The 25,758-nt window shown below is 45.8% G+C and carries 20 protein-coding genes and 1 pseudogene; 14 read left to right on the top strand and 7 right to left on the bottom strand.

All coding sequences use genetic code 11. The features are described 5' to 3' along the window. Positions 1 to 10: 10 nt before the first annotated feature. The 5 genes and pseudogenes from INF28_RS00565 (at position 11) to INF28_RS00545 (ending at position 6,694) form a co-directional block, all read left to right on the top strand. Positions 11 to 991, top strand: a complete 981-nt coding sequence (locus tag INF28_RS00565) for a DNA polymerase III subunit (RefSeq protein ID WP_226391518.1) — start codon at positions 11 to 13, stop codon at positions 989 to 991. Beyond that, positions 969 to 1,721: pseudogene (locus tag INF28_RS00560) on the top strand (PSP1 domain-containing protein); the annotation flags it as partial. The gene INF28_RS00565 and the pseudogene INF28_RS00560, both read left to right, overlap by 23 nt. 630 nt (positions 1,722 to 2,351) lie before the next feature. Continuing rightward, positions 2,352 to 2,912 (top strand): MarR family winged helix-turn-helix transcriptional regulator, encoded by a 561-nt coding sequence (locus tag INF28_RS00555; RefSeq protein WP_226391517.1) that lies wholly within the window; start codon positions 2,352 to 2,354, stop codon positions 2,910 to 2,912. A gap of 146 nt (positions 2,913 to 3,058) precedes the next feature. After that, entirely contained in the window at positions 3,059 to 4,783 is a 1,725-nt protein-coding gene (locus tag INF28_RS00550) for an ABC transporter ATP-binding protein (protein ID WP_226391516.1), read from the top strand. Continuing rightward, positions 4,784 to 6,694, top strand: coding sequence for an ABC transporter ATP-binding protein (locus INF28_RS00545; protein ID WP_226391515.1), 1,911 nt, complete (start codon positions 4,784 to 4,786; stop codon positions 6,692 to 6,694). Positions 6,695 to 6,769: 75 nt separating this feature from the next. Here the strand turns inward: INF28_RS00545 and INF28_RS00540 are convergent, their stop codons facing one another. Continuing rightward, positions 6,770 to 7,951: an ROK family protein gene (locus INF28_RS00540; RefSeq protein ID WP_226391514.1), complete on the bottom strand. Its 1,182-nt coding sequence runs from the start codon at positions 7,949 to 7,951 to the stop codon at positions 6,770 to 6,772. A gap of 85 nt (positions 7,952 to 8,036) precedes the next feature. Between INF28_RS00540 and INF28_RS00535 the strand changes: the two genes are divergently transcribed. From INF28_RS00535 to INF28_RS00525, 3 genes are read left to right on the top strand one after another with little or no spacing between them, the layout of a single operon-like run. Then, positions 8,037 to 8,996, top strand: a complete 960-nt coding sequence (locus tag INF28_RS00535) for a carbohydrate kinase family protein (protein ID WP_226391513.1) — start codon at positions 8,037 to 8,039, stop codon at positions 8,994 to 8,996. Then, positions 8,993 to 9,529: a D-lyxose/D-mannose family sugar isomerase gene (locus INF28_RS00530; RefSeq protein ID WP_226391512.1), complete on the top strand. Its 537-nt coding sequence runs from the start codon at positions 8,993 to 8,995 to the stop codon at positions 9,527 to 9,529. Before INF28_RS00535 ends, INF28_RS00530 begins: the two co-directional genes overlap by 4 nt. Before the next feature lie 12 nt (positions 9,530 to 9,541). Continuing rightward, a complete protein-coding gene (locus INF28_RS00525; RefSeq protein ID WP_226391511.1) occupies positions 9,542 to 10,375 on the top strand; it encodes a class II fructose-bisphosphate aldolase in 834 nt (277 codons plus the stop codon). 350 nt (positions 10,376 to 10,725) lie between these two features. Here INF28_RS00525 and INF28_RS00520 read toward each other — a convergent pair whose 3' ends face one another. The 3 genes from INF28_RS00520 to rpiB all read right to left on the bottom strand — a co-directional run bounded on the left by INF28_RS00520 (position 10,726) and on the right by rpiB (position 13,000). After that, positions 10,726 to 11,727: a GGGtGRT protein gene (locus INF28_RS00520; protein ID WP_226391510.1), complete on the bottom strand. Its 1,002-nt coding sequence runs from the start codon at positions 11,725 to 11,727 to the stop codon at positions 10,726 to 10,728. Positions 11,728 to 11,744: 17 nt separating this feature from the next. Then, complete coding sequence (locus tag INF28_RS00515) at positions 11,745 to 12,437, bottom strand: iron-sulfur cluster assembly scaffold protein (protein WP_226391509.1); 693 nt, start codon at positions 12,435 to 12,437, stop codon at positions 11,745 to 11,747. A gap of 122 nt (positions 12,438 to 12,559) precedes the next feature. Further along, positions 12,560 to 13,000 carry a ribose 5-phosphate isomerase B gene (rpiB, locus tag INF28_RS00510; RefSeq protein ID WP_226391508.1) on the bottom strand — a complete coding sequence of 147 codons (441 nt, stop codon included), beginning with the start codon at positions 12,998 to 13,000 and terminating at the stop codon, positions 12,560 to 12,562. Between the two features lie 204 nt (positions 13,001 to 13,204). Here rpiB and INF28_RS00505 point away from each other — a divergent pair, with 204 nt between their 5' ends. After that, positions 13,205 to 14,926: a phospho-sugar mutase gene (locus INF28_RS00505; protein WP_226391507.1), complete on the top strand. Its 1,722-nt coding sequence runs from the start codon at positions 13,205 to 13,207 to the stop codon at positions 14,924 to 14,926. A 93-nt stretch (positions 14,927 to 15,019) separates the two neighbouring features. Here INF28_RS00505 and INF28_RS00500 read toward each other — a convergent pair whose 3' ends face one another. The 3 genes from INF28_RS00500 to INF28_RS00490 form a co-directional block, all read right to left on the bottom strand. After that, positions 15,020 to 18,400, bottom strand: a complete 3,381-nt coding sequence (locus tag INF28_RS00500) for an S-layer homology domain-containing protein (protein WP_226391506.1) — start codon at positions 18,398 to 18,400, stop codon at positions 15,020 to 15,022. 228 nt (positions 18,401 to 18,628) lie between these two features. After that, a complete protein-coding gene (locus INF28_RS00495) occupies positions 18,629 to 20,305 on the bottom strand; it encodes an AMP-binding protein (RefSeq protein WP_226391505.1) in 1,677 nt (558 codons plus the stop codon). Positions 20,306 to 20,384: 79 nt separating this feature from the next. Beyond that, a complete protein-coding gene (locus INF28_RS00490) occupies positions 20,385 to 20,951 on the bottom strand; it encodes a helix-turn-helix domain-containing protein (RefSeq protein WP_226391504.1) in 567 nt (188 codons plus the stop codon). Between the two features lie 361 nt (positions 20,952 to 21,312). Between INF28_RS00490 and INF28_RS00485 the strand changes: the two genes are divergently transcribed. The 5 genes from INF28_RS00485 (at position 21,313) to rplW (ending at position 25,724) form a co-directional block, all read left to right on the top strand. Then, complete coding sequence (locus INF28_RS00485) at positions 21,313 to 23,256, top strand: glycoside hydrolase family 13 protein (RefSeq protein ID WP_226391503.1); 1,944 nt, start codon at positions 21,313 to 21,315, stop codon at positions 23,254 to 23,256. Positions 23,257 to 23,691: 435 nt separating this feature from the next. Then, the gene (gene rpsJ, locus INF28_RS00480) at positions 23,692 to 24,000 is read left to right on the top strand and encodes a 30S ribosomal protein S10 (protein WP_226391502.1); all 309 of its coding nucleotides are present in this window, start codon (positions 23,692 to 23,694) and stop codon (positions 23,998 to 24,000) included. Positions 24,001 to 24,154: 154 nt separating this feature from the next. Beyond that, positions 24,155 to 24,790: a 50S ribosomal protein L3 gene (gene rplC / locus INF28_RS00475; protein WP_226391501.1), complete on the top strand. Its 636-nt coding sequence runs from the start codon at positions 24,155 to 24,157 to the stop codon at positions 24,788 to 24,790. A 26-nt stretch (positions 24,791 to 24,816) separates the two neighbouring features. Continuing rightward, positions 24,817 to 25,440 (top strand): 50S ribosomal protein L4, encoded by a 624-nt coding sequence (gene rplD, locus INF28_RS00470; protein ID WP_226391500.1) that lies wholly within the window; start codon positions 24,817 to 24,819, stop codon positions 25,438 to 25,440. Continuing rightward, on the top strand, positions 25,440 to 25,724 hold the full coding sequence (gene rplW / locus INF28_RS00465; protein WP_226391499.1) for a 50S ribosomal protein L23: 285 nt from the start codon (positions 25,440 to 25,442) through the stop codon (positions 25,722 to 25,724). The genes rplD and rplW overlap by 1 nt, the downstream gene beginning before the upstream one ends. Positions 25,725 to 25,758 lie beyond the last annotated feature (34 nt).

Genomic DNA, 25,758 nt, shown 5'->3' with positions numbered 1-25,758 from the left:
AGGTGGATTGGTGTCACTGGAAGAACTGAAGGGAAACGAAGCGGTAAAAACGAGGCTGCGGCATACGCTGGAAACAGGCCGGATTGGGCATGCTTATATTTTTGAGGGCATAAGAGGTTCCGGCAAAATGATGACAGCAAAGGCTTTTGCCGCCGGTATTCTGCACACAGAGCATCCGGAATCCCATCCGGATTTTGCGGTGGTCACCAATCAGCTTTACGATCCGTCTAAGAAACAGGAAAATGTGTTGGTAGATACCATACGGAGTATGAAACGGGATGTTTATATACGGCCCTATGCGGGAGAACGCAAGGTCTACGTGGTGCCCCGTGCCGATACTATGCAGGCTCCGGCACAAAATAGCTTGCTGAAAGTTTTTGAAGAACCGCCGGAATATTGTACTATTCTCCTGTTGGCAGAAAATGCAAATGCTTTTTTGCCAACCATTCTTTCCCGGGCACAAATACTGCGGTTGCATCCCGCAGGCCGGCAGCTGACCGAGGAATATTTGAAAGAGCAAAAGGGAATGGATTCGGCCCGGGCCGGACAGCTGGCGGTCATGAGTGGTGGCGTCATTGGAAAAGCAATTCAGCTGGCGCAGGATGATAGCGTGATCGCCCTTAGGGAAGAAGCCATGAAAAAAATGGCGGCAATGGCAGAGGGAAACGCACGGGATTTGTATGAATTTGTCCGATTTTTAAAACAGCATAAAGCAGATGCAGCATTTATTTTGGAAGTGTTGTTGTCTTTTAGCAGGGACATTGCCCACAGAAAGCTGTGTGGAAACAAGGCAGAAATTGTCAACGCGGATCAGGCAGAAGTAATTGAAGCGTTTAGCAGAAGGCTCAGCCGAAAGGCTGCGGCTCGGTTTTGCGAGATTACCATGCTGTATCGCAGTATGATTGGTCAGAATGTAAATTATCCGGCGGCTGTACATTGTATGGCTCTGGAATATTGGGAGGAAATCCATGGTAGAAATCATAGGAGTTAAATTTAACGGCACTGGAAAGGCATATTATTTTGACCCCAAAGGTGAAAAGCTGGATGTAGGCGTTCAGGTGCTGGTCGAAACAGCCCGAGGCGTGGAAATGGGAAAGGTGGTTATTCCCAATCGTATGGTAGAAGAGCAGGAAATTGTACCGCCGCTCAAGCCTATTATTCGCCGGGCAAGTGAGGCTGATTTTAAGCAGGCAGAGGAAAACAAGCAAAAAGAAAAAGAAGCTTTTGAGATTGCTGCTGCAAAGATTGCAGAGCACAAGCTGGAAATGAAGCTGGTGGGCGCAGAATATACCTTTGACCGGAGTAAAATTCTGTTTTATTTCACGGCAGACGGCCGGATTGATTTTCGTGAACTGGTCAAATCTCTGGCAAGCGTGTTTCGTACCCGTATAGAGCTGCGCCAGATCGGCGTTCGGGATGAAGCGCGGCAGTTAGGAAGTATTGGTATTTGTGGGCGGCCGCTTTGTTGCAGTACATTTTTGAACGATTTCCATCCAGTGTCCATTAAAATGGCAAAGGAGCAGGGATTGTCCTTAAATCCTACTAAGATTTCAGGCGTTTGCGGCAGACTAATGTGTTGTTTGCAGTATGAGCAAAATGCTTATGATGATATGCTGGCCAAAATGCCGAAAAAGGGAGATCGGGTAGAAACTGCGGACGGAATTGGAACAGTAGTGGATACTGCTACGCTGAAAGGCAAAGTGAAAGTGAAATTTACAGATGAACATGGCGATCTCGTGAAATTTGAAACCTATGCTTTAGGAGACTTTCGTTTGCTGGACAAACAAAAAAGAGGAAAGAATAGCAAAAAAGAAGAGTTTCGGTCTGAAGAAGTTTTGGAAGAGTTGCGCAATGAAGGTTATGAGGAGTTGACTCCAGAATTGGTGGCGGAATTAAAGGAGGTTGCCGGAAGTGAACTCCTGTCTGGAGAACGTGAAGGCTCCGGGCAAGAGACCAAAAAGGAAGATGACGGAAATAAAGAAAACAAAGATACTGCTTCAAAAAATAAAAAACGGTCAAGATCCAGACGCAGAAGTGGCAAAAAGAACCGTGGAGGAAGCAAAGAAGAAAGAGAAAATAGAGAAAGCGGAAACGGTGGATACAGCAGCGGCTATGAGATTCAGGAAACAAAATAATCCTTGAATAGAGGACAACCAAACAGCTCGTTCAGATTAGACTGAGGCGAGCTGTTTCTATATTGTTGATAGCAACCTTTTCTTTCCCATACTTATCAAAATGCCCAAAAAAGCAGCAAAGCAATGCCAGATATTTTACTTGACAGAGCATCAAAATCTGCGTATAATAGTTATACGCTTAATTGTTAAGTGCAAAACTGTTAAGGGGGTGAAGTGTTGGCTATAACCTGTTTTCATATTAACCAAAGCTTGAAAAAGATACAGCTTTTGCGGCGCAGATATTTGCAGCAGCAATTGGAAGCATTGAAGCTACATCCGAGTCAGCTTCCCATATTGGAATATATTAACCGTCATGAAGAATGTACGCAGGTTGAAATATCTGAGGATCTTGCCTTGACACCAGCCGCTATCGCCCTGGCTACGAAACGAATGCAGCAGGAAAAACTTTTAGAAAAAAGAGCAGATGAAAATAACCTGCGGCGAAAACGTCTCCGTCTGACGGAAACGGGGCGGAAAGTCTGTGAAAAAAGCCGGGAAATTTTTGATCGGTTTGACCAAAATATGTTTCGGGGTATGACGGAAGAAGAACTTAAGATTTTTCAATCGTATTTGGACAGGATTACGATGAATATAACCGGTGAGAAAACAAATGAGATTAACTTTAAAATTATTTCTTCTTTAATGCGGCAGGTCATGGATGAGGGACACCCAGACAAAAGAAGCGATGAAAGACAGCAAGAAAAAAGGGTGTCAGAAACGGATCTAAGCAATACATAGTCTGTAATAACGGAATAAAAGCCCATGTTGGAGCTTTTTATGTGTCAGGCATGGGTAATAAAATCTCTTATCATTTCCTGCTGTGCGGATAGGAGATTTTTATAAAATGGTGTGTGCCGGTGCACAGCGGCGGATAGGAGATTTGTATGAGAGAATTGTTAAAACTGCTTCGCGGAAAATACTTGTGGATGACAATTTTGACCCCGATTTTGATTATAGGCGAGGTTATCATGGAAGTTTCAATCCCCCGGTTAATGGCGGATATCGTGAATGTCGGTATCGGAAATAAGGATATCGGTTATGTGGCTACCCGGGGTGGACTAATGGTGGTTATGGCCTTGTTGTCCTTGTGTTTCGGTGCCTTTGCCGGCTGGACGGCATCTATTGCCGGCATGGGATTTGGTAAGGAAGTCCGGAAAAAAATGTTTTACCGGATTCAGGATTTTTCTTTTTCCAATGTAGACAGATTCAGTCCGTCATCGCTGATTACCAGAATGACAACGGATATTACAAATACACAAAACGCTTTTATGATGGTCATCCGTATGATGGTTCGGGCGCCAATTATGTTCGTGTCCGCATCTATTATGGCTATCACACTCAACGGTGAATTATCGTTGATTTTTTTGATTGCTGTGCCAATTTTGGGTGTTGTTCTGGCGCTGATCATTAAAGAAGCTTATCCTCGGTTTCAGAGCATGCTAAAACGGTTTGATTTTCTGAATGCCAAAATTCAGGAAAACCTGATTGGTATTCGCGTGGTAAAGGCTTTTGTACGGGGTGATTACGAAAACGAAGGTTTTGAAAAGGCTGCGGCAGCAGTGCGGGATACCCAAAAAAGGGCAGAGCGTTTGGTGGTGCTGAATATGCCCATTATGCAGTTGATGGTATACAGCTGTATTCTGGCAGTATTGTGGCTGGGCGGCAAAATGATTGTTGTCGGAGATATGGGAACCGGTGATTTGGTCAGCTTTATCAGCTATGTAAATCAGATTTTGATGTCGCTGATGATGGTGGCAATGTCCTTTACCATGCTGGTCATATCTAAGGCATCGGTCAGCCGTATTGTGGAAGTTCTGCATGAAACGCCGGATATTCCGGATGATGCAGAAGGAGATCCTCAGGTTGCAGATGGCTCTATTGAATTTGATAAGGTATGTTTCAGTTATAAAGGCGACTTGTCAAGCTGTGCGCTTAGAGATATCAATCTGAAAATTGCTTCTGGAGAGACAGTGGGGATTATCGGCGGAACGGGAAGTTCCAAATCTACGCTGGTACATTTGATTCCCCGGCTTTATGATGTTACCTCTGGAAGCGTCAAGGTAGGAGGTCGGGACGTACGGGAATATAAACAGGAAACATTGCGCAATGAGGTTGCAATGGTATTACAGAAAAATGTTTTGTTTACCGGAACGATTCGAGATAATTTGAAATGGGGCAACAAAGATGCTACTGATGAAGAAATTATCGAGGCATGTAAAGCTGCCCAGGCCCATGACTTTATTATGTCATTCCCAAGGGGTTATGATACCGAAATGGGGCAAGGCGGTGTGAATGTTTCCGGTGGACAAAAGCAACGGTTATGCATTGCCCGTGCTCTGTTGAAAAAGCCGAAAATTGTTATTTTGGATGACAGTACCAGTGCGGTGGATACCGCGACTGACAGCAAAATCCGGGAAGCCTTTCGTCGCGAACTGGCGGATACCACAACGATTATTATTGCACAAAGAATTTCATCTATCAGTGATGCAGATAAGATTATTGTGCTGGATAACGGCAGGATCAATGCTGTGGGAACACATGAAGAGCTGATGAAAAACAATGAAATTTATCGTGAAGTCTATGAATCTCAGCAGAAGGGGGTGGCGTAAATGCCTCCGGCACATAAAAACATGGGCATGAAAAAGCCCAAAAATGCAAAGGGAACACTTTTTCGAATTTTAAGCTATTTAAGTCCTTATAAATGGCAGCTGATTATTGTTGTCATTGCCGTAATAATCAGTTCCGGTGCGGGGGTAGCGGGCACCTATTTTTTAAAGCCGATTGTAGACGATTATATTGTCCCGCTGATTGGTGCACAAAACCCGAATTTTTCCGGTCTGTTACACATTGTTTTGCTGCTTGCGATTATATATGTGGCAGGTGCAGCTTGTACCTATATTTATAACCGGGTTATGGTGAATGTAGCAGCGGGCTCCCTGTACCGGATGCGGATGGATATGTTTACTCATATGCAAAAATTACCGATTCGGTATTTTGATACGCGGACACATGGCGAAATTATGAGCCGCTATACCAACGATATTGATACCCTGCGGAATATGATGAGCCAGAGTGTGCCGCAACTGATTTCTTCTGCGATAACGGTCATTGGTGTGTTTGTCATGATGCTGATTTTAAGCGTACCTTTGACTATCTTGGTTGTATTAATGATGCTGACCATTTTTTGGGTAATTAAGAAAGTTGGCGGAAAGAGCTCTATGTATTACCGCAGTCAGCAAAGTGCCATTGGTGTTGTAAACGGCTATATCGAAGAAATGATTGAGGGCCAGAGAGTGGTAAAGGTATTCTGTCACGAGGAAGAGAGTAAAAAGAATTTTGATGTGATTAATGAAGATCTTTGTACGGCATCTACCCGTGCCAATACCTTTGCAAGCATTCTGATGCCGATTATGAACAACCTTTCGTATGTACACTATGCCTTAACCGCAGTGATAGGCGCCAGTTTGGCAATTTTATCCGGACAGCGGGATTTGGGATTTTTTAGCTTGGGTTTGGGGGCATTGATTTCCTTCCTGCAGTATACCCGCTCGTTTGCCCAGCCCATTACGCAGGTGTCACAGCAGTTTAATGTAATATTAAATGCCCTTGCAGGCGCGGAACGTATTTTTGCTCTTCTGGATGAGAAGCCGGAAGTGGATGATGGATATGTAACTTTGGTTGATGCAGTCATTGATGAAGACGGTACTGTGCATGAAGCGGATCACCATACTGGTCAGTGGGCTTGGAAACACCCTCACAGTGATGGGACGCTAACTTATACGCCGGTTCGGGGCGCAGTGGAATTTGAAAATGTGGAATTTGGCTATGAACCAGATAAAGTGGTATTGCATGGCATTTCCCTTTATGCCAAACCCGGTCAGAAGATTGCTTTTGTAGGATCTACCGGAGCTGGAAAAACTACGATTACGAATTTGATCAACCGGTTTTATGATGTGCCGGACGGTAAAATCCGGTACGATGGTATTAATATTAATAAAATAAAAAAAGCAGATTTGCGCCGTTCTTTGTCCATGGTTTTGCAGGATACGCATTTGTTTACCGGAACGGTAATGGATAATATACGATACGGTAATTTGCAGGCCACGGATGAAGAAGTGATTGCAGCGGCAAAGCTGGCAAATGCGGATTGGTTTATCAGACACCTTCCCCAAGGGTATGATACGGTATTGACTGGCGATGGTAGTAATTTGAGCCAGGGACAGCGTCAGCTGCTGGCCATTGCGCGAGCTGCAGTGGCAGACCCGCCGGTATTAATTTTGGATGAAGCTACCAGTTCTATTGACACAAGAACGGAAGCCTTAATTGAAAAGGGAATGGATCGGCTTATGGAAGGCCGGACAGTATTTGTAATTGCGCATCGCCTTTCTACGGTTCGAAATTCGCATGCAATCATGGTTTTGGAGCATGGTGTCATTATTGAAAGAGGAAGCCATGATCAATTGATTGCACAGCGCGGAAAATATTATCAGCTTTATACTGGTATGTTTGAATTGTCGTGAGAAAAAAGAGACTGCCGCAAACGATTTTATCGTTTGCGGCAATCTTTTTTTCAGATTGTTTTTTCAGATCCATCATCAGCCTTCAAATATGGAATGAAATACACAGCAGGCCGCGCCAGTCAGGGCGGCTTGATTTTCAAAGGAGGAACGCAGCAGGCGAACCGTTTGCCAGCCTGTAAATAAAACGCGGCGGTTTATATTTTTTTCCATGCGCTCAAGCATTTCCTCCGGGAAATAATAGCCGTCATGTCCAATAATGATTACCTGCGGTGAAAAAAGATTTGCCAGATTGACCAGTCCGGCTGTTAAATAATGTTCCATTTTTTGAAAAATCTCTTTTCCGGCCGGCATTTGGTATAAAGTAGAAAATTCATGTGGGTTTGGCGTTCTTTCCAGAGACAGTGCCTGTTTGAGCTGTTTTGTAATAACTGGAATGGAAGCATAAAGTTCCAGGCATCCGCGGTTTCCGCAGAAGCAAATGCCGCCGTCCGCCTGAACGCTCATATGCCCAGCTTCTCCGGAAAAGCCGCTTTGGTTGTAATAAAGGCGGCCGTCTGCAATCACGCCTGCCCCAATACCGTTGGTCATGCCCAAATAGACAAAGTTCTCATATGCCGCTCCGGCGCCGTAAAGTTTTTCCGCCAAGGCGGCGGCGTTCATATCATTATTTACCATAACAGGAAGCTGAAAGGTCTGCTCCAGAAGATGCTTTAGGGGAAAGTTGGTAATTCCAAAAAAGTTTACTGGATTAAGTATTACACCGCTGCCCGCGTGTACCGGACCAATGGAGGCGGCGCCAATGCCTAAAATTCTATCTTTGGTCTGTGCAAGCGCATCACGGATGACAGAAATCAGCTTTTGCTCTAATGTTTTTGGGCTTTCTTCTGCCAGAATTTGTGCATAAATATCACTGCACGGCTTTCCGGTCAAATCAATGATACATGCGGCAACTTTATCCCGGCTAATTGCGACCGCAACAGCTTTGGGAGCCCGCTTAGAAATCATCAGCCCCATGGGATTACAGCCCCGGTTTTTATTTTTTTCAATTTCTGTTTCAACCACATATCCTTCTTGTAGAAATTCAGAAATAATATTAGATACCGTCATTTTAGTTAAACCGCTGATTTTGGTTAATCCAGCGCGGGAATCTGCGATCCCGCAGGACAGCAGCCGCAGCAAAAGCCCTCGGTTTTTCTTTTTAATATTCAATCCATTGACGCCGGCTGTTTGCATAATTTTCCCCTTTTCATTCAGCAAAATTTTTATCTTGACATTTTTCTTTTTTATTATATAATAAAACTAATAGTAAAGTCAATTTACAATTAAATTTTGGAGGAGCAGAATGAAAAAAATTTTATGTGTGGGAAGTGTGACGGCTGACGTAATGGTAAAGCCGGCAGACAGCATTCCAGAGCCGGGGACTTTGCAAAGTGTAGAATCCATTTCTGTCCATACAGGTGGATGTGCGTCAAATGCGGCGATGGATTTAGCAAAAATTGGTGTACCAGTACGGCTTTGCTGCCGATTGGGCAATGACCGGTTTGGCGATTTTGTAAAGGAGACTGCACAGGAAGCAGGAGTGGATATTTCAGCAGTGGTTCAGAGAGATGCGCCGCAGACCACCGTATCTGTGGTATGCGTTCAAAGCAACGGGGAAAGAAGTTTTCTTTATTATCCCGGTTCAGCCGGAGCGTTTTGTACAGAGGATATACCCGAATCTGCCGCAGATGGATGTGAAATTGTATTTGTTGCTGGCGCAATGCTTCTTAGTGGATTTGACGGAAATCCTTGCGGTACATTTTTACAGAAGATGCAAGAGGCAGGCAAGTATACGGCATTGGATACCGGCTGGGATTTTGAAGATATTTGGCTGCCTAAGTTAAAGGATGTTCTGCCGCATTTGGATTTGTTTATGCCAAGCTATGACGAAGCCGTTAAGCTCAGTGGTTGTACAGAAGTATCAGAAATGGTTCGTTTTTTTAAGAAATGTGGTGCAAAAAATTTGGTAATTAAAATGGGAAAGGATGGCGCCTATCTTTCTCCACAGCATGGCGAAGCACAGGTGCTTCCCGCTTTTTCCGGATTGACAGTGAAAGATACTACAGGTGCAGGAGATGCGTTTTGCGCGGGATTTTTGACAGGAATCGCCCGGGGAGAGGATTTTTATCGGTGTGGTATTCTTGCCAATGCGGCGGGAGCACACTGCGTTATGGAACTCGGCGCTTCCGCAGGTATACCGCCGCTGAAACAAATAGAAGAATTTATTGCATCCTACGGGATAGAAAAGGAGGGTTCTTTATGAGCCAAAAAGAATATGAAGAGTTAAAACAAGAGGCTTTGAAGCTATATGATGCCGCCCATATTGTTTTGACGGAAAAGGAAAAAGAAGAGATGGAAATCACGGGGTTTGGTTTGCATCAAACTCGTATCAGCGGATTAATTATTGTTACCTATGTGAATACGGAAAAGTGTTGTGCCAAAGAAATGGTGCTTTTGCCCGGGCAGACCTGTCCGGAACATCGGCATGCGCCGGTTGCGGGGACTAGTTACACAGGAAAAGAAGAAACCTTTCGCTGTCGTTATGGAGAAGTATATTTGTATGTAGAGGGGGAAAAAACACCCAATCCCAAAGCGGTGGTTCCGGAGGGAAGTGAAGAATGGTATACGGCATGGCACGAGGTGATTCTTCATCCCGGAGAGCAATATACCATTTATCCAAATACACGGCATTGGTTTCAAGGCGGGAAAGAAGGAGCTGTGGTCTCTGAATTCAGCACTGCCAGCCATGATGAATATGATATTTTTACTGATCCACGAATTGATCGGCTTGCTTAGGGAGGAATGGAAATGTTAGTTACTTTAAATGAGGTGCTTCGGGACGCACAGAAAAAACACTATGCAGTTGGTTTGTTCAATACAGTTAATTTGGAAATGGCACAGGGGGTTATCTGTGCCGCAGAGGAACTTTGTGCACCGGTCATAATTGGTACGGCGGAAATACTGCTGCCTTGTGCCTCTTTGGAAGAACTGGCGCCGTTGCTTTCTGACATGGCAAAAAGAGCAAAGGTGCCTGTGGTTCTGCATTTTGACCATGGACTCAGTATAGAAAAGGTGCGCAGAGCCATGGATTTGGGATTTTCTTCGGTCATGTATGATTGTTCTGCCCTGTCGTTTGAAGAGAATTGCCGGGAAACGGCGGAACTGACCCGAGCGGCTCATGCGGCAGGGATTACTGTGGAGGCGGAGCTTGGACACGTGGGCAGTGCGGAAACGCCGGAAGGAGATCAATCTATATATACCAATCCGGAAAATGCGGCAGTCTTTGCGGAGCGCACCCAGGTGGATGCGTTGGCGGTAGCCATTGGAACGGCGCATGGTACCTATCAGGCAAAACCGCAGCTAAATATTGGGTTATTAAAGCAGATTGCCCAGACAGTGGATGTCCCGCTGGTTCTGCACGGCGGCTCAGGACTTTCTGATGAAGATTTTCAAAACTGCATTCAAAATGGAATTGCCAAGGTCAACATTTTTACAGATATCAATCAGGCCGCGGCGGATGCGGCTTATACGGCCTATCAAAAAGGGCTTGGTATGACAGAGTTGATGCCTAAAATAAAAAATGCTGTTGCAAAGGCAACCAAAGAAAAAATGAAGATTTTTGGATGTGCTGGGCGCGCATAAAGAAGGAATAATTGACGAACAAAAAAGCCGTGCGGACTGTTTTAAGTCCGCACGGCCCAGCGTGTCGATAAAGTATCGACACGCTGGCAGATGCCGAAAAAGGAAGTTAGATTTTCCGCAATCGCTTTCGTCGGCGTACAAAGGTACGGTAGAGAGCGATTGCGGGAAAGGCAAGCAATGACGCCGGTTTCTCGATGAATCCGGCGTCATATTATACGACAACATAAAGTTTATGAAAAGGAGGTGCATTTTATTTTTATCGTCTCGCTTGCGGTATAACGACTTTTTCGACAGTCTGAGCCGTGCGGACTGTTTTAAGTCCGCACGGCCTTTTGGCATTTTAGATAGAATTATTTGTTCATTGCTTCAGCAACCGCAACAGCTACAGCAACTGTCATACCTACCATAGGGTTGTTGCCCGCGCCGATCAGTCCCATCATCTCAACGTGAGCGGGAACAGAGGAGGAACCTGCAAACTGTGCATCGGAGTGCATTCTGCCCATGGTGTCGGTCATGCCGTAAGAAGCAGGACCTGCCGCCATATTGTCAGGATGCAGTGTTCTTCCGGTACCGCCGCCGGAAGCCACCGAGAAGTACTTTTTGCCCTGTTCAATACATTCCTTCTTATAAGTGCCGGCTACAGGATGCTGGAACCGGGTTGGGTTTGTGGAGTTACCGGTAATTGAAACATCCACGCCCTCAAGGTGCATAATAGCAACGCCTTCACGTACATCGTCCGCGCCATAGCAACGAACCTTAGCACGCTCGCCGTTTGAATATGCGGTTTCGTTTACAATTTCTACCTTGCCGGTATAATAGTCAAATTTGGTCTGTACATAGGTAAAGCCGTTGATACGGGAGATAATCTGTGCCGCATCTTTTCCAAGACCGTTCAGGATAACCCGCAGATCTTCCTTTCTTGCCTTGTTAGCGCTCTTTGCAAGACCAATAGCGCCTTCTGCCGCCGCAAAGGACTCGTGACCAGCAAGGAAAGCAAAACATTTGGTTTCCTCACGCAGAAGTCTTGCGCCCAGGTTACCGTGGCCAAGGCCTACTTTTCTATCATCAGCAACGGAACCGGGGATACAGAAGGACTGCAGCCCCAGACCAATCTTTTCTGCCGCGTCAGCAGCGTTGGTTACGCCGTCTTTAATTGCGATGGCAGCACCAACAATGTAAGCCCAGCAAGCGTTTTCAAAACAGATGGGCTGAATCTCCTTGACCATTTTATATACATCGATACCCTTGTCATCGCAGATCTGCTTGGCTTCCTCAATGGAAGAGATGCCGTGTTTTGCCAGTTCTGCATTGATTTGATCGATTCTTCTTTCATAACTCTCAAATAAAGCCATTCTCAATACCTCCTATCTTATTCGTGACGCGGGTCAATCAGCTTAGCCGCATCGTCTACTCTTCCGTACTGACCGCTGGCTTTTTCGAGTGCCTCGTTGGCATCCATGCCTTTGCCGATCATTTCCATCATCTTACCTAAGTGAACAAACTTATACCCTATAATCTGGTCTTTGTCATCTACAGCCACTTTGGTAATATATCCTTCTGCAAGCTCTAAGTATCTGGGGCCTTTTTTCAGGGTAGCATAGGTGGTACCTACCTGACTTCTCAGACCTTTGCCCAAATCTTCCAAGCCGGCGCCGATGGGCAGGCCGTCTTCGGAGAATGCCGTCTGGGTACGACCATATACAATCTGGAGGAACAGCTCCCGCATAGCGGTGTTGATAGCGTCACAAACCAAGTCGGTATTGAGCGCCTCCAGAATGGTTTTTCCGATCAAAATTTCTGATGCCATAGCGGCAGAATGGGTCATACCACTGCAGCCAATGGTTTCAACCAGGGCTTCCTGGATGATGCCTTCCTTTACATTAAGAGTCAGTTTACAGGTACCCTGCTGGGGTGCACACCAGCCCACACCATGGGTCAGACCCGATATGTCCTTAATTTCTTTTGCCTGCGTCCATTTTCCCTCCTGAGGAATCGGCGCCGGGCCGTGATATGCGCCCTTGGCAAGCGGACACATTTTTTCTACTTCGCTTGAATACTTCATTTCTCTGCTCCTTTCATATCAATCGGCAAATTCGCCCATTATGTTAATTATATCACAAATTCAAAATTATGCAAGAAAAATATCCGGAAAGAAGTTTGTCGTCTTTTGTCAGTTTTGCCAATTTAAGACTCCAACCGCATGATTTTTTCCACCCGCATTGCGTGCCGGCCATCTTGGGGCTGGGCATTTAAAAAGGCGTTCGTGATTTCAAGCGCCAGTGCGTTGCCGGTAATACGCTGTCCCAGACAGAGAATTTGCGCATGATTGTGTTCTCTTGCCATACGAGCGCTGAAGCAGTCGGTGACGTGGGCAGCCCGGATACCGTGGATTTTGTTGGCGGAAATACTCATGCCGATACCGGTGCCGCAGATCAATATTCCAAGATCAAAATCCCCGTTTAGGTATGCAGAGCAGACGGTGTTTGCCACATCTGGATAATCGGCCGGTACGCCGGCTTGGGTGCCATAGTCAATGACTGTATAGCCTTGCTTTTCCAGTTCTTCTTTCAAATATGCCTTGTGTTCCACGCCGCCGTGATCACTTCCAATGCCAATTTTTAACATATTAGTTTCCCTCCAGTATTTGTCTTTTATCAAATTCTGTCATATCTTATCATATCAAATCATAATGATAAAAGCAATCTAATTTTCCAAAAATCTCTGCTAAAATTATTTTGGTCTCTGGGTTGTATTTGGACAAGTTTCATAGTATAATAAAAATATCAGCTAAAACTTATGTTTTAGAAATAATACAGGAGGCGATCCCCTATGGATTACATGCAAGAATATCAAAATTGGCTGGACCATGCCGACGCGGCAACGGTACAGGAATTGGAGGCAATTCGCGGTGATGAAGAGGAAATTCGGGATCGGTTTTACCGAACGTTAGAATTTGGCACGGCGGGGCTTCGGGGTGTGATTGGTGCCGGACCTAACCGGATGAATACTTATGTGGTAGGACAGGCGACCCAGGGACTTGCCAATCAGCTTTTGCGTACCAACCCAAAGGGAACAGCTTGCAGTGTGGCCATTGCCTATGACAGCCGGCACAAATCAGATGTATTTGCCCGTGAAGCGGCAATGATTCTGGCTGCCAACGGAATCAAGGCCTATTTGTTTCGGGAACTCAAGCCCGTGCCGGAGCTTTCTTTTGCGGTTCGATATAAAAAGGCAACGGCAGGCATAGCGGTAACCGCAAGCCATAATCCCGCTAAATACAACGGTTATAAAGTATATGGGGCAGACGGCGCTCAGTTGAATCCGGAGCTTGCGGATATTGTACTGGAAGAAATCAATCAGACGGATATGTTTACCGGAATCAAACGCTGTGATTTTGAGCAGGCGGTTCAAAATGGCATGATTGAGTGGATGGGCGATGAGGTCGAAGACGCATACCTTGATTGTGTACAGGCCCAGTGTATCAATCCGGAGTTGGCGAAAGAAAAAGGACATACCTTAAAGTTTGTTTATACTCCTTTCCATGGAGCGGGAAACAAACCGGTACGCAAGATTTTAAAACGGATTGGCTTTGATAATGTGGTTGTGGTCAAAGAACAGGAAAAGCCGGATGGAGACTTTCCTACGGTGGCTTCTCCCAATCCGGAAAATAAGGAAGGATTTACCCTTGCCATTGGCTATGCTCGTGATTGTGGAGCGGATTTAATTGTAGGAACGGATCCGGATTCTGATCGTGTGGGGATCTTGGTGCGGGATCAGCAGGGAGAATATATTCCGTTTACCGGGAATCAAGTGGGTGCATTGCTTACAGAGTACATTTTGAGCAGTCTTAAGGAGAGAGGGCAACTGCCAAGGGACGGATATGTGGTAAAAACCATTGTTACCACCAATATTATTCAGGCGATCTGTGACTATTACGGTGTAGAAATGAAAGAGGTGTTGACCGGCTTTAAATTTATCGGCGAAAAGATCAAAGAGTCGGAAGAAACTGGTAAGGGAACTTATCTCTTTGGCTTTGAAGAGAGCTACGGATACTTGAAAGGTACCTATGCCCGTGATAAGGATGCGGTGGTTGCCACGATGCTGATCGCAGAAATGGCGCTTTATTATCAGGAAAAGGGCAGTTCTTTGCTGGAACAGCTGGAGAAGCTGTATCAAAAATATGGATATTACCGGGAGCAGGTAGAATCGGTCACCATGGAAGGTATTGAGGGGCTTGACAAAATCCGGGCTATTATGGAAGCCATCCGTAAAAACCCGCCGAAGAGCGTGGCTGGGAAAAAGGTGTTGGCAGTACGGGATTATCAGACTTCTATTCGTACTGAGGTGGACACGGGAAAAACAGAAAAGATATTGTTGCCGGTATCCAATGTGATATATTTGGAGCTGGAGGATCAGAATAACTTTATTATTCGTCCATCTGGCACAGAGCCGAAGATTAAACTATACTGCCTGCTCAAGGGCAGGACACCCGAAGAGGCAGAGCAGCTGGCAAATCTCGTGCGGAAAGATATTAAACAAATGATTGGATAAAGTCATGACCACCGGCAATGCTGGTGGTTGCAAAAAACTGAGGGGGTTACGGCCAATGGCCGTAACCCCCTTTCGAGTTTTATAAACGTTGTTTTAAGCTGCTGGCATTACTTTCTTACCAAAAACGGTTCCGGCAGGAATTTCAACGCTGCCGCCTTCAATTTTAACGCTTTTGGCTTCGGTTGTAGTTAAAGTATCAGCACCTACGGTCATATAGAGATTAACGCCGTATCCAGCCTTGATCTGTGTAAACTGTTTTTCCCCATTGGCGTTATAAAAATGGGAGACATTTAAGCTGCCCGGTGTTGTGGGATCGCCCGCAGTGGTAACCTCTTCCACAATCCGGCTTACAACATTTTCTCCATCCTTAGTAATTTCAATGGAAATTCCAGCAACACTGTCCGAAGCATACGTTCCAACAATGTCTTCCGGATTCCAAACCAAAGCATCGTTTGCGGTTGCTTCAATAAAGCTGATTCTATAAGAAGCTGTTTTTTGTGGTGTCTGGGTGGATAAAGCAAAGTTCATGTAGTCATATTCGCCATAGACGGCATTGAGAACACTGCCGGGAATGGCGGTTACGTTGTTTTCAAGAGCGAAGGAAAAGATGCCTTTGCTGTTTTGGAAGCCAATCTCATTCACTTTTTGATATTGGTCTTTCGGATAAATGCCCACATAAAGCGTATCGCTGTCTTTCAAACCGCTCAAAGATTTTTCTGCTATATAAGTTGGCCAGCTTGTATCGGGATCTTGCGCAGTTAATTTCAACAGAGCGGTTTCGTTCTTTCCGATAACCGCAGCTTTGTCGGTGGAGATGTAAATATCTGCTTCCACAGATGCGGCGCTTTGTGCAATGGCTACCGATTTGGCTTCTCCATCGCCAATGGTGATGGAAAGCGCAGTGACATCCTTATTTGCGCTTACAGTGTTTTCCTGATCCTCTACAGCGGTTCCGCCGGTAATTGTAACAGTGTCACGGACGTCTTTGGGAACTACGGTGATGGTCAGTTCATCGGTATCGTCTTTCAGATACAGCGTATCGGAAAGGCTGAGTGTCCGAATATAAGTAGCTGCCGCATTTTTGCTGGTTACTTTAAGGTAAGCGTCATTGCTGGTGTTTTCACTTAAAGTCTTGCAGGCTTCATCGGTATATACCGGGTCGATTACATAGAAAGCATCCACGATGACCGGACCGTCTTTGAAGTAATTATAGCTGTAATCAGAAATGCTTTCATTGCTTCCACCCAAAATATCTTTATCGTTATCCAGGAATTTGTTTTTGGTAAATTCAATCGGCGAAGTAACATAGTAAGTAACTGCGGTACTGTATTGATCAAAGGTATTGCCCGTCACAACATAGGTTCCCTCGTGTTCCCGGGTGGTCAGACAGGTGTTGTTGCCAATATCACCTTCAAAGCCGCCGTCTTCCGTATAAGTGTTGGTAAATACATTGTCTTTGATGGTTACATTACCAGAAAGAATGTCCGGCAGAACACAGGCAAACGCACCGGTTACGGTATTGCCTTCAAAGGTGAAGTTCTTGGCTTTGCTTGCGTTGCTGACAATCAGATTGGAAACGATGGTCTTGTCCGGTGTCTTAAAGTCAAGGTTCTTTATGGTTACTGTGGATTCGTCCGCCAGTGTGAGAGGTGCATTGACGGTAACCGTTTTGCGTTTTCCGGTAGACTCATAGGTTTTATCCTTGCCCAATGTAATGGCATTTTTCACAACAATATCAGTTACATTGGGAGTTGCCAGCGCTTCGACCAGTTCAGCTTCGGTGGTGACGTCTTTGGAAACAACGGTCACTTCGCCAAAGGAAATGGTAGAAATGTCGATCACCAGTTCTGTGGGCAGATATCTGTCGCTATCTTCTCCATCTAAATCAATGGTAAAGACAATGTCGGTGGTCTTGTTGCTGTTGTCTATCTTGAAGACGTGAGTATAGGTCAGATTGTCTTCTGTAAAGCGGGAGTATGTGGTTTCGCTTAAGTGTTTTACTTTCAGCTCAGCATTTTCCGGTTTTGCCAGATTGGAAGGCAGAGTATAAGTCAGTGCCAGGAAGTATCCCTGCTTTTCTTGTCCCAAAGACCCCTGGAATCCGCTGTAGTCATGCACATAGAGCAACTCGCCGGTAGCGCGAAATTCATTTTCGTTTTGCGTACTAACTACTTTCACGTTTTCCATTAACTCATCTGCATCCTTGCCATAGCCGCAAATATCAGTGCCTTTGGCAGGTTCAACATAGCCGTATTTGCTATAATTGCGTTCCCAGCCGGCATATAGAGTTAGATTGGTGGTGACCAAAGTTTCCATGTCAACCAGCTTGGATTCATCCAGATCGTCTGCTGCTGATTTAGTATAATACCAGCCTTTGAAGGTATAATCCGTCCTAGAAGGATTGTTGGGCTGACGTGTTTTTAGTGCAGAACGACGGATGTAAGAAACGCTGAATGACTGAGAGGAGCCGCCGAACATACCGCCGTTGGGATTAAAGGTTACGGTGTAGCTTGTGGAACTAGAACTTCCGCCCGAAGAACCGCCGCTGCTGCCGCCGCCCCAGGAGCCGCCGCCATTAATGATGGAACTCCCGCCGTTATAGTTATTATTGGTTTCATCATCCGACTTGTTGGGTGATGATTGGGAGCCGATGGTGGCACCGGAAGTCCCGATGGTAGCATCGGTGGTTAAATCTAAAAGCCGGCCGTTAATGACTGTACCGCTGTTAAAGTTAACGCGTCCGCTAACAGCAGGACTAATAACAGCACCACCAATGGTAACCCCGTTAAAAGTCACATCGGCTTTGATAACAGCGATTTTGTTGCTGTAATCGCCGCCGGTGTAAACGGATTGGGTACCGTCTGCATAAATGGCCACCATATTATTAAGAATGGTAACAATCTCCGCACGGGTAATGGGGTCTGTGGGACGGAAAAGACCATCGCTTCCTTGGATATATCCCCGTTCTGCCATCAGTGCTACAGCGTTTTGTGCCCAATCGCCCACCAGATTCCGGTCACCAAAAACGTCAAGAGAGGATACATTGGCGCTGTCTGTCTCAAGGCCAAAGGCTCTGGCAATCATGACAGAGGCTTCCTGCCGGGAAATAGCGGCAGAGGGACGAACGGTACCGTCCTCATATCCGGTCATGACCTGTGCTTCGTACAGGCGGGAAATAGCGCCGGCATACCAGTCTTCCTTGGCTACATCGGAAAAGACCTTGTTGCTCTGCTTCTGATATCCGATCAAATTGTCCAAAATGGTTGCGGTTTCAGCCCGGGTCACAGAATCATCGGGGCGGAAATTCCCTTGATCGTCTCCTTTGACCACGCCGCGGTCGCTCCATACGCTAACAGCGTCTTTACCCCAATGGGATGCTGTATCGGGAAACTCTCTTGCCATTGCTGGAATAACGGCAGTTCCCAACATAGCTGCGGCAATGACGCCGGAAAGTACTTTCTTTCTTAAGCTCATTTTTTTGTACCTCGATTCCTAAAAAATAAATTATTACTTTGTGGTCAGTATACCACAGTAAAAGGGCTTTGTCAAAGGTAAAAAGCCTCCAAATAAGTGATTTTACGCCAAAAAAAGGATTTTACCCTTACGGTTGTGTAATAGAAAGGTTACACTAATGTTACAGAAAGAAGACAAACAAAAATACCGCCGAAAGCAGAGATTTTGCTTCCGGCGGCAGAAGATACATCAGTTGTTTTCGTGCCGCTGCATATCCTCACGGCGGATTTGTGCCCGTTTGATTTTGCCTCCTAATGTTTTGGGGAGTTCATCCACAAATTCCACAACGCGGGGATATTTGTACGGTGCGGTAGTATGCTTCACATGATTTTGAAGCTCTTTGATTAATTCGGGAGAAGGCTCCCAGCCCCGGGCCAAAACAATAGTGGCCTTGACCACTTGGCCCCGAATGGGGTCAGGCGCGCCAGTAATGGCACATTCCACCACAGATGGGTGCTCCATAAGAGCACTTTCTACTTCAAAGGGGCCAATGCGGTAACCGGAGCATTTGATAACGTCGTCATCCCGGCCTACAAACCAGTAATATCCGTCTTCGTCACGCCATGCTACATCATTGGTATCATACCACGGACCTCCTACTGCTTTTTGGGTCAGTTCCGGATCTTTGTAATAACCGGTTAAAAGGCCTGGCGGCGGATTTTCTTTGATACCCCGTACAACAATACGGCCTTCTTCACCGTCAGCAGTAAGTTCATCCTGGTTGTTCAGCAGGCATATGTCGTAGAGGGGAGAGGGTTTCCCCATCGATCCAATCTTGGGAGTGAACCAAGGGAAATTGGCAAGCAATACGGTAGATTCTGTCTGTCCAAAACCTTCACATAAATGTAGGCCAGTCCATTCCAGCCAGCGGTTATAAACTTCCGGGTTCAACGGCTCGCCTGCGGTGCAGCAGTGTTTGATGCAAGACAAGTCAAATTTAGAAAGGTCTTCTTGAAGCATAAATCGAAACATGGTAGGCGGTGCACAGAAAGTGGTTACCTGATATTTGGTAATGGTTTCAAGAAGGCGAAGAGGTACAAACTTGTCCATATCATAGGCAAAAATCACTGCGCCGCAAATCCATTGCCCATATATTTTCCCCCAGGCAAATTTTGCCCATCCGGAATCAGAAACCGTCATATGCAGTTTATTTTCCTGCACCTGCTGCCAGTATTTTGCGGTAACAATATGTCCCAGCGGATAGGCACAGTTATGCTGTACCATTTTGGGCATTCCAGTAGTTCCGGAGGTGAAAAATACCAGCATCAAATCATCCCAGCGGGTACGTTGGTCTCCGACAGGCGGTGTCAGTTCTTCAGACATACCCTGCATACAGTCTTCGTAATTAAGCCAGCCGTCTCTGTGCCGTTCCAGCAATATTTTATGTTTCAGGCAGGGCGTTTTGGGCTGTGCGCCTTCCACCTGTTCAATAACAAAATCGTCATTCAGACAGACAATGCATTTTACATCTGCGGCTGTCGCCCGGTAAACAATATCTTTTGTGGTCAGCTGCAGTGTGCCCGGAATCAAAATGGCACCCAGTTTATGTAAGGCTGTAGCCAAAATCCAGTATTCCCATCTGCGACGGAGAATCAGCATGACCGCATCCCCTTTTTTAATTCCGATGGAAAGAAAGAAGTTGGCTGCTTGGTTTGACAGCCGTTTTATATCAGAAAAGGTAAAAATCTTTTCTGTACCGTGATCATCACACCAAACGAGGGCTTTTTTATCTTTTTCCTGTTCTGCCCAGGCGTCAACAATGTCAAAGCCAAAGTTGAAATACTCCGGGACATTAACCCGGTAATTGGTTTTGAAATCCTCATAAGAGTCAAAATCCATCCTGGGCAAAAAACGATCCAATAACATCAGCATGCGCTCCTTTTTCTAAATATCATGTGCTTTTGCAAAAGCAAAAGCTTCCTTATATATAACATATATAACAAACTTATTCAGCAATAATAGTTAGGAACCGGGCAGGCTTTTCACCTACACAGCGTTGACCGTGTTCGTGCACCGGGTCAAAATAAACACTGTCACCGGCCTCCAGTACAAAGGATTTTTCACCCCAGCGCAGTTCAATGCTGCCTTCCAGTACATAGTTAAATTCCTGGCCACCGTGTGATACCAGCGGCGCCGGCGGGTCATTGGGAAGAATGGTAACCATAATGGGCTGCATGGTTTTGTTGGCAAAACGGTGTGCCAGATCCTCCAGCCGGTATCCGGGGTAACGTTTCATACTTTTGGCCTCGCCGGATCGGACAATTTGCAGCGTGTGAAGCTTGGCACTAATGCCGGTCATAATTTCTGAAAGTTCCACTCCGCAGAGATTGGCAATGTTACAAATCAGACTGACGGGGATGGCGCTTGCGTTTTGCTCATAAGCGTGATATACTTGTGGATCAATCCCCAGCTTTTGCGCAAATTCATCTTGGCTGTAACCGCAGGCGTCCCGGAGTTCTGCAATGCGGCGGGTAATTTCTCTTACGTTATCCTGTTCAAAATTTCCTTCCATGTTTTCATCTCCTTTTCCGTGCGCCCTGTAGGATTCCTGAATGAGAGTATGTAGATCCGATGGCCGCATTTCCCTTTTTTTCATTTTATTATACCGCAGTCTTTATAGAATTTCAATGTTTTTTTGGGAGGATTTACAAATATTTTCTCAAGAGGTGTTTTCGTTTTGTAGAAATTGTTAAAAAATAAACAATGCTTGGATAAAACATACAAAAACCGTAAATTGGTTTTGTGGATTTAAACAAAACAAAGAGAAAAACTACAATAGGAAAAATTTTTGGTAAGAATCATGGTTGAAAGATATGAATTTACATATTATACTAAAGTAAGAAAAAGGTACGCGGGTAGAATGGAGGAATATTATGAAGCTTTTTCATAATTCACAGGATTTGCGATATCGGACGCCTTTTGGGGCAGTTCCGGCAGGAACTACGGTTGTTTTACGGATGCAGGTGATTTCGGAGAAGGAACCGCAGAAGGTATGGCTTCGGGTGTTTGGAAAAGACGGGCAGGCGCAGTTCCCCATGGAAATTGTAGAGGATGGTGGGCATAAACGGCTTTATGAAACAGAACTTTTTACTGGCAATACACCACAGCTGCTCTGGTATGATTTTATTGTAGAAGGGAAGGAAGAAACCCTGTATTATTTTAACAACGCTGATGGACTGGGTGGTGTAGGGCAGATGGCGTCCTCGCCGGCGGCCAATAGCTACCAGATTACCGTTTATGCCCCCCAATATCATACTCCTGCCTGGTTCCGGGAAAGAATCATGTATCAGATCTTTCCAGATCGCTTTTTTGGGGTGCACGGACCGGAGGGAATTCCCCGCAAAAGAGAAGATTACATGATACATTATGACTGGCATGAACCACTTTCTTTTCAGCGGCATCCTTATGAGGATGGGCCGGCCTGTAATGATTTTTATGGCGGAAATCTTCGGGGGATTATGCAAAAGCTTCCTTATTTAAAAAGGCTGGGTGTGGGAGTTCTGTATCTGAACCCGATTTTTGATGCGTATTCCAATCATAAATACGATACGGCAGATTATAAAACCATTGACCCTATGTTCGGAACGGAAGAGGATTTTGCGTTGCTTTGTAAAGAAGCAGAGAAGTATGGCATTGGGATCATATTGGATGGTGTTTTCAGTCATACCGGTGCGGACAGTATTTATTTCAATAAGTACGGCAGCTATGGGGAACATACGGGGGCATGGCGGGATCCGAATTCACCATATCGGCCGTGGTATCAGTTTACCGATTATCCCAATTACAACAGTTGGTGGGGGTGTAGCAATCTGCCTAATGTCAACGAGATGGAACCTTCCTATCTTGATTATATCCTGCGGGATAAAGATGCGGTCATTAAACGCTGGATACACCGGGGTGCATCCGGCTGGAGATTGGATGTGGCAGATGAGCTTCCGGACGAGTTTATTAAAATGTGCCGGAAAGAACTGAAAAAAGAAAATCCCGAGGCTGTACTGATTGGTGAGGTATGGGAGGACGCTTCTCATAAGACAGCATACGGGAAAGAACGGGAATATTTGCTGGGCGAGGAATTGGACAGTGTAATGAACTATCCTTTTAAAGAGCAGGTCCTGGGTTTTTTGATGGGATGGTGGGATGCCGCAGCCATGAGCCGCAGAATTATGTCGCAGCTTGAAAATTACCCCATAGAAACAGCGTATTCCCTGATGAATATTTTAGGTACTCATGATACCATGCGGGTAAAATCTTTGTTGGGTGGAATGAATGAGGACTGTGGTGCCAGCCGCCTTAGCTCCGGCATGGAGGAACTGGCCTCCCAAAGATTGATGCTGGGGGTGTTTATGCAGATGACCTTTTACGGTGTACCCTGCATCTATTACGGTGATGAAGTGGGAATGCAGGGCGGGAAGGATCCCTTTAATCGAGGTACTTTCCCGTGGCGTGCAGTGGATCCTCAGTTGCTTTCCTGGTACAAAAAACTGGGAGCGCTTAGGAATCGGCTATCCTGTCTGCGCCGGGGGTATTTTGAGCCTGTGTATGCCAGGAATGACGTATATGCCTATCTGCGCCGTTTCCGCGGCGGCCGGAACGTGTTCGGTGACAAAGACGGGGGCAGTCTGGCCCTTTGCGCTGTAAACCGCGGATTTGAAGAACAGACTGCGGTATTTGCGCTTCCGGAGGCGGAAGGAATGGTAATGCGGGAATGCTGTGGCGGAGCAAAGGAAATTTTGGAAGGAAGACAGGAAGAGATAAAATTGACCCTGCCGCCTTTGACAGCAAAAATGTACGTTTGGAAGCAAAAAAAAGAGAAATAATATCTGTTTGTATATAAATGCTATGATAGTAGTATTTTATTTGTTAAAACAGGACAAAATAGACAAAAGTTTCAAAAAGCAGGCAAAATAGAAAAAAAAACTTGACAGTAAAAGGTAGGAGTAGTATAATATTTAGGCGTGACAAAGACATACGATGATTCCGGAGGTGGCAAAAGGCCGTGTTTACGGCACTTTTGGAAATTTCGGAGGAGATTGTCCGGTTGACAAAAACGGGCGGAAAGGTCACACTTTCTATTGCGAATACAGAAGACAATGCCGTGCGGTAGTATGCTGATACCGCAGTTTGGTTAAGTTGCGTCTGTACGTCCCGAAGCCGTTGTCCACGAAAGGACTTGTCGGATTCGGGTTTCATTTTAAGCTCGTGCGAAACGCCCGGCACGGTGTAAATTATTTATTCTTTAAGGAGGGTATAGCATGGCAGCAGAGAAAATCAGAATCAGATTAAAAGCTTATGACCACAATCTTATTGATCAGAGTGCGGCAAAAATTGTAGAAACCGCACGCAGAACGGGATCTAAGGTATCAGGACCGATTCCGCTTCCGACTCGGAAAGAGGTTGTTACCATTTTAAGAGCGGTTCATAAGTATAAGGACAGCCGTGAGCAGTTCGAAATGAGAACGCACAAGAGACTGATCGATGTTTTGGGTCCCACCAATAAAACCATTGAAGCGTTAAAGCATCTGGATTTGCCGGCAGGCGTGGACATCGAGTTGAAAATTTAGTTTACGGCCTCACGCAGGGCGAAAATGCTCTGCTTAAGCAGCCCCTGAATGGGGAAACAATAAAAATTTAGGTCACGTTGGCGAAAGTCAACCAATAACCCGCAGGTATGTTTTGAAAGAAACCGCTGCCTGTGTCAAACAGGAGGAAAGAAAAATGAAAAAGGCGATCTTGGGTAAAAAAATTGGTATGACCCAAATCTTCACAGAGGACGGCAATCTGGTTCCGGTAACGGTAATTCAGGCTGGTCCTTGTCCTGTTGTCCAGAAGAAAACCGTAGAAGTAGACGGCTACAGCGCCGTACAGCTCGGGTTTGAGGACAAAAAGGAAAACCGCAGCAACAAGCCGGAGAAAGGCCATTTTGCAAAGGCTGGCGTTCCGGTGAAGAAATACCTCAAGGAGTTCAAACTTGACGGTGCGGAAGAAATGAATGTGGGAGATGTTCTGAGTGTAGAACAGTTCCAGGACGGCGATGTACTTGATGTAACTGGCACCAGCAAAGGTCATGGTTATGCAGGCACCATCAAGAGATGGGGGACACACAGAGGCCCTATGACCCACGGTTCTCACTATCACAGAGGCCCTGGTTCTTTGGGAGCATGTTCGGATCCGTCCCGTGTGTTCAAAGGAAAGAAGCTGCCTGGTCACTATGGTGTGGATACGGTTACCATTCAGAATCTTGACCTGGTAAAGGTAGATACAGAGCGCAATCTTCTGCTGGTAAAGGGTTCGGTACCCGGACCCAAGGGCGGATTGCTGGTTGTGAAAAACGCAGTTAAGGCAAACGCTTAACCCGCAGAGAGAGGAGGAAATAGAGAATGCCTACAGTAGATATTTATAATGCAGACGGCAAGGTTGTCGGCAGTATGGATTTGAATGAAAACGTGTTTGGCGTTGCGGTTCGTCCCGATGTTATGCACGAGGTAGTGGTAAACTACTTAGCCAATCAGAGACAGGGTACGCAGAGCACCAAAACCCGGACCGAGGTTCGCGGCGGCGGTATCAAGCCCTGGCGTCAGAAGGGAACCGGACGTGCCCGTCAGGGAAGCATCCGTGCTCCTCAGTGGGTTGGCGGCGGCGTAGCTCTTGGCCCCAAGCCCAGAGATTACAGATATACGCTGAATAAAAAGGTAAGACGGCTGGCGCTGAAGTCGGCACTGTCATCGAAAGTAGAGGAGAATGAACTGATTGTTCTGGATTCTTTCTCTTGCGATGAGATTAAGACCAAAAAGGTTGTTGAACTGCTCAAGAACCTGAACGTAAATGAAAAGGCGTTGATTGTACTTCCGGAAAACGACAAGAATACCGTTCTTTCGGCAAGAAATATTAAGGGAGTAGCTACTACTTATGTGGGAGCAATCAACACCTATGAAGTATTGAAGTATACCAAATGCATCATCTTAAAGGATGCGGTAACGAAGCTTGAGGAGGTGTACGCCTAATGCTGGCACATGATATCATTATTAGACCGATCATTACCGAAAAGAGTATGGATCAGGTTGCGGACCGGAAGTACACTTTTCAGGTTGCAAAGGGCGCAAACAAGATCGAGATAAAAAAAGCGGTAGAGGAAATCTTCAAAGTGGAAGTGGAGAAGGTTACCACCATGAACTATATCGGCAAACCCAAAAGACAGGGTGTGTTTTCCGGTAAGCGTGCTGACTGGAAGAAAGCGGTTGTCAAGCTCAAAGAGGGAAGCAAAACCATTGAGCTGTTTGAGTCTTGATGCGCTGCGCGCGAAAAAATTTGCAGATAAGGAG

This window comes from Ructibacterium gallinarum, from assembly GCF_014982785.1.
GTDB classification, from domain to species: Bacteria; Bacillota; Clostridia; order Monoglobales; family Monoglobaceae; genus Ructibacterium; species Ructibacterium gallinarum.
Note: the sequence above shows the minus strand (reverse complement) of the source record. Positions and strands in the feature narration are given on the sequence as shown.

Excerpts from the sequence above, each read along its gene's own strand:
- INF28_RS00550 (WP_226391516.1), top strand. The coding sequence starts at position 3,059 with ATGAGAGAATTGTTAAAACTGCTTCGCGGAAAATACTTGTGGATGACA.
- INF28_RS00545 (WP_226391515.1), top strand. The coding sequence starts at position 4,784 with ATGCCTCCGGCACATAAAAACATGGGCATGAAAAAGCCCAAAAATGCA.
- INF28_RS00535 (WP_226391513.1), top strand. The coding sequence starts at position 8,037 with ATGAAAAAAATTTTATGTGTGGGAAGTGTGACGGCTGACGTAATGGTA.
- INF28_RS00530 (WP_226391512.1), top strand. The coding sequence starts at position 8,993 with ATGAGCCAAAAAGAATATGAAGAGTTAAAACAAGAGGCTTTGAAGCTA.
- INF28_RS00525 (WP_226391511.1), top strand. The coding sequence starts at position 9,542 with ATGTTAGTTACTTTAAATGAGGTGCTTCGGGACGCACAGAAAAAACAC.
- INF28_RS00520 (WP_226391510.1), bottom strand. The coding sequence starts at position 11,727 with ATGGCTTTATTTGAGAGTTATGAAAGAAGAATCGATCAAATCAATGCA.
- INF28_RS00515 (WP_226391509.1), bottom strand. The coding sequence starts at position 12,437 with ATGAAGTATTCAAGCGAAGTAGAAAAAATGTGTCCGCTTGCCAAGGGC.
- rpiB (WP_226391508.1), bottom strand. The coding sequence starts at position 13,000 with ATGTTAAAAATTGGCATTGGAAGTGATCACGGCGGCGTGGAACACAAG.
- INF28_RS00505 (WP_226391507.1), top strand. The coding sequence starts at position 13,205 with ATGGATTACATGCAAGAATATCAAAATTGGCTGGACCATGCCGACGCG.
- INF28_RS00500 (WP_226391506.1), bottom strand. The coding sequence starts at position 18,400 with ATGAGCTTAAGAAAGAAAGTACTTTCCGGCGTCATTGCCGCAGCTATG.
- INF28_RS00495 (WP_226391505.1), bottom strand. The coding sequence starts at position 20,305 with ATGTTATTGGATCGTTTTTTGCCCAGGATGGATTTTGACTCTTATGAG.
- INF28_RS00490 (WP_226391504.1), bottom strand. The coding sequence starts at position 20,951 with ATGGAAGGAAATTTTGAACAGGATAACGTAAGAGAAATTACCCGCCGC.
- INF28_RS00485 (WP_226391503.1), top strand. The coding sequence starts at position 21,313 with ATGAAGCTTTTTCATAATTCACAGGATTTGCGATATCGGACGCCTTTT.
- rpsJ (WP_226391502.1), top strand. The coding sequence starts at position 23,692 with ATGGCAGCAGAGAAAATCAGAATCAGATTAAAAGCTTATGACCACAAT.
- rplC (WP_226391501.1), top strand. The coding sequence starts at position 24,155 with ATGAAAAAGGCGATCTTGGGTAAAAAAATTGGTATGACCCAAATCTTC.
- rplD (WP_226391500.1), top strand. The coding sequence starts at position 24,817 with ATGCCTACAGTAGATATTTATAATGCAGACGGCAAGGTTGTCGGCAGT.
- rplW (WP_226391499.1), top strand. The coding sequence starts at position 25,440 with ATGCTGGCACATGATATCATTATTAGACCGATCATTACCGAAAAGAGT.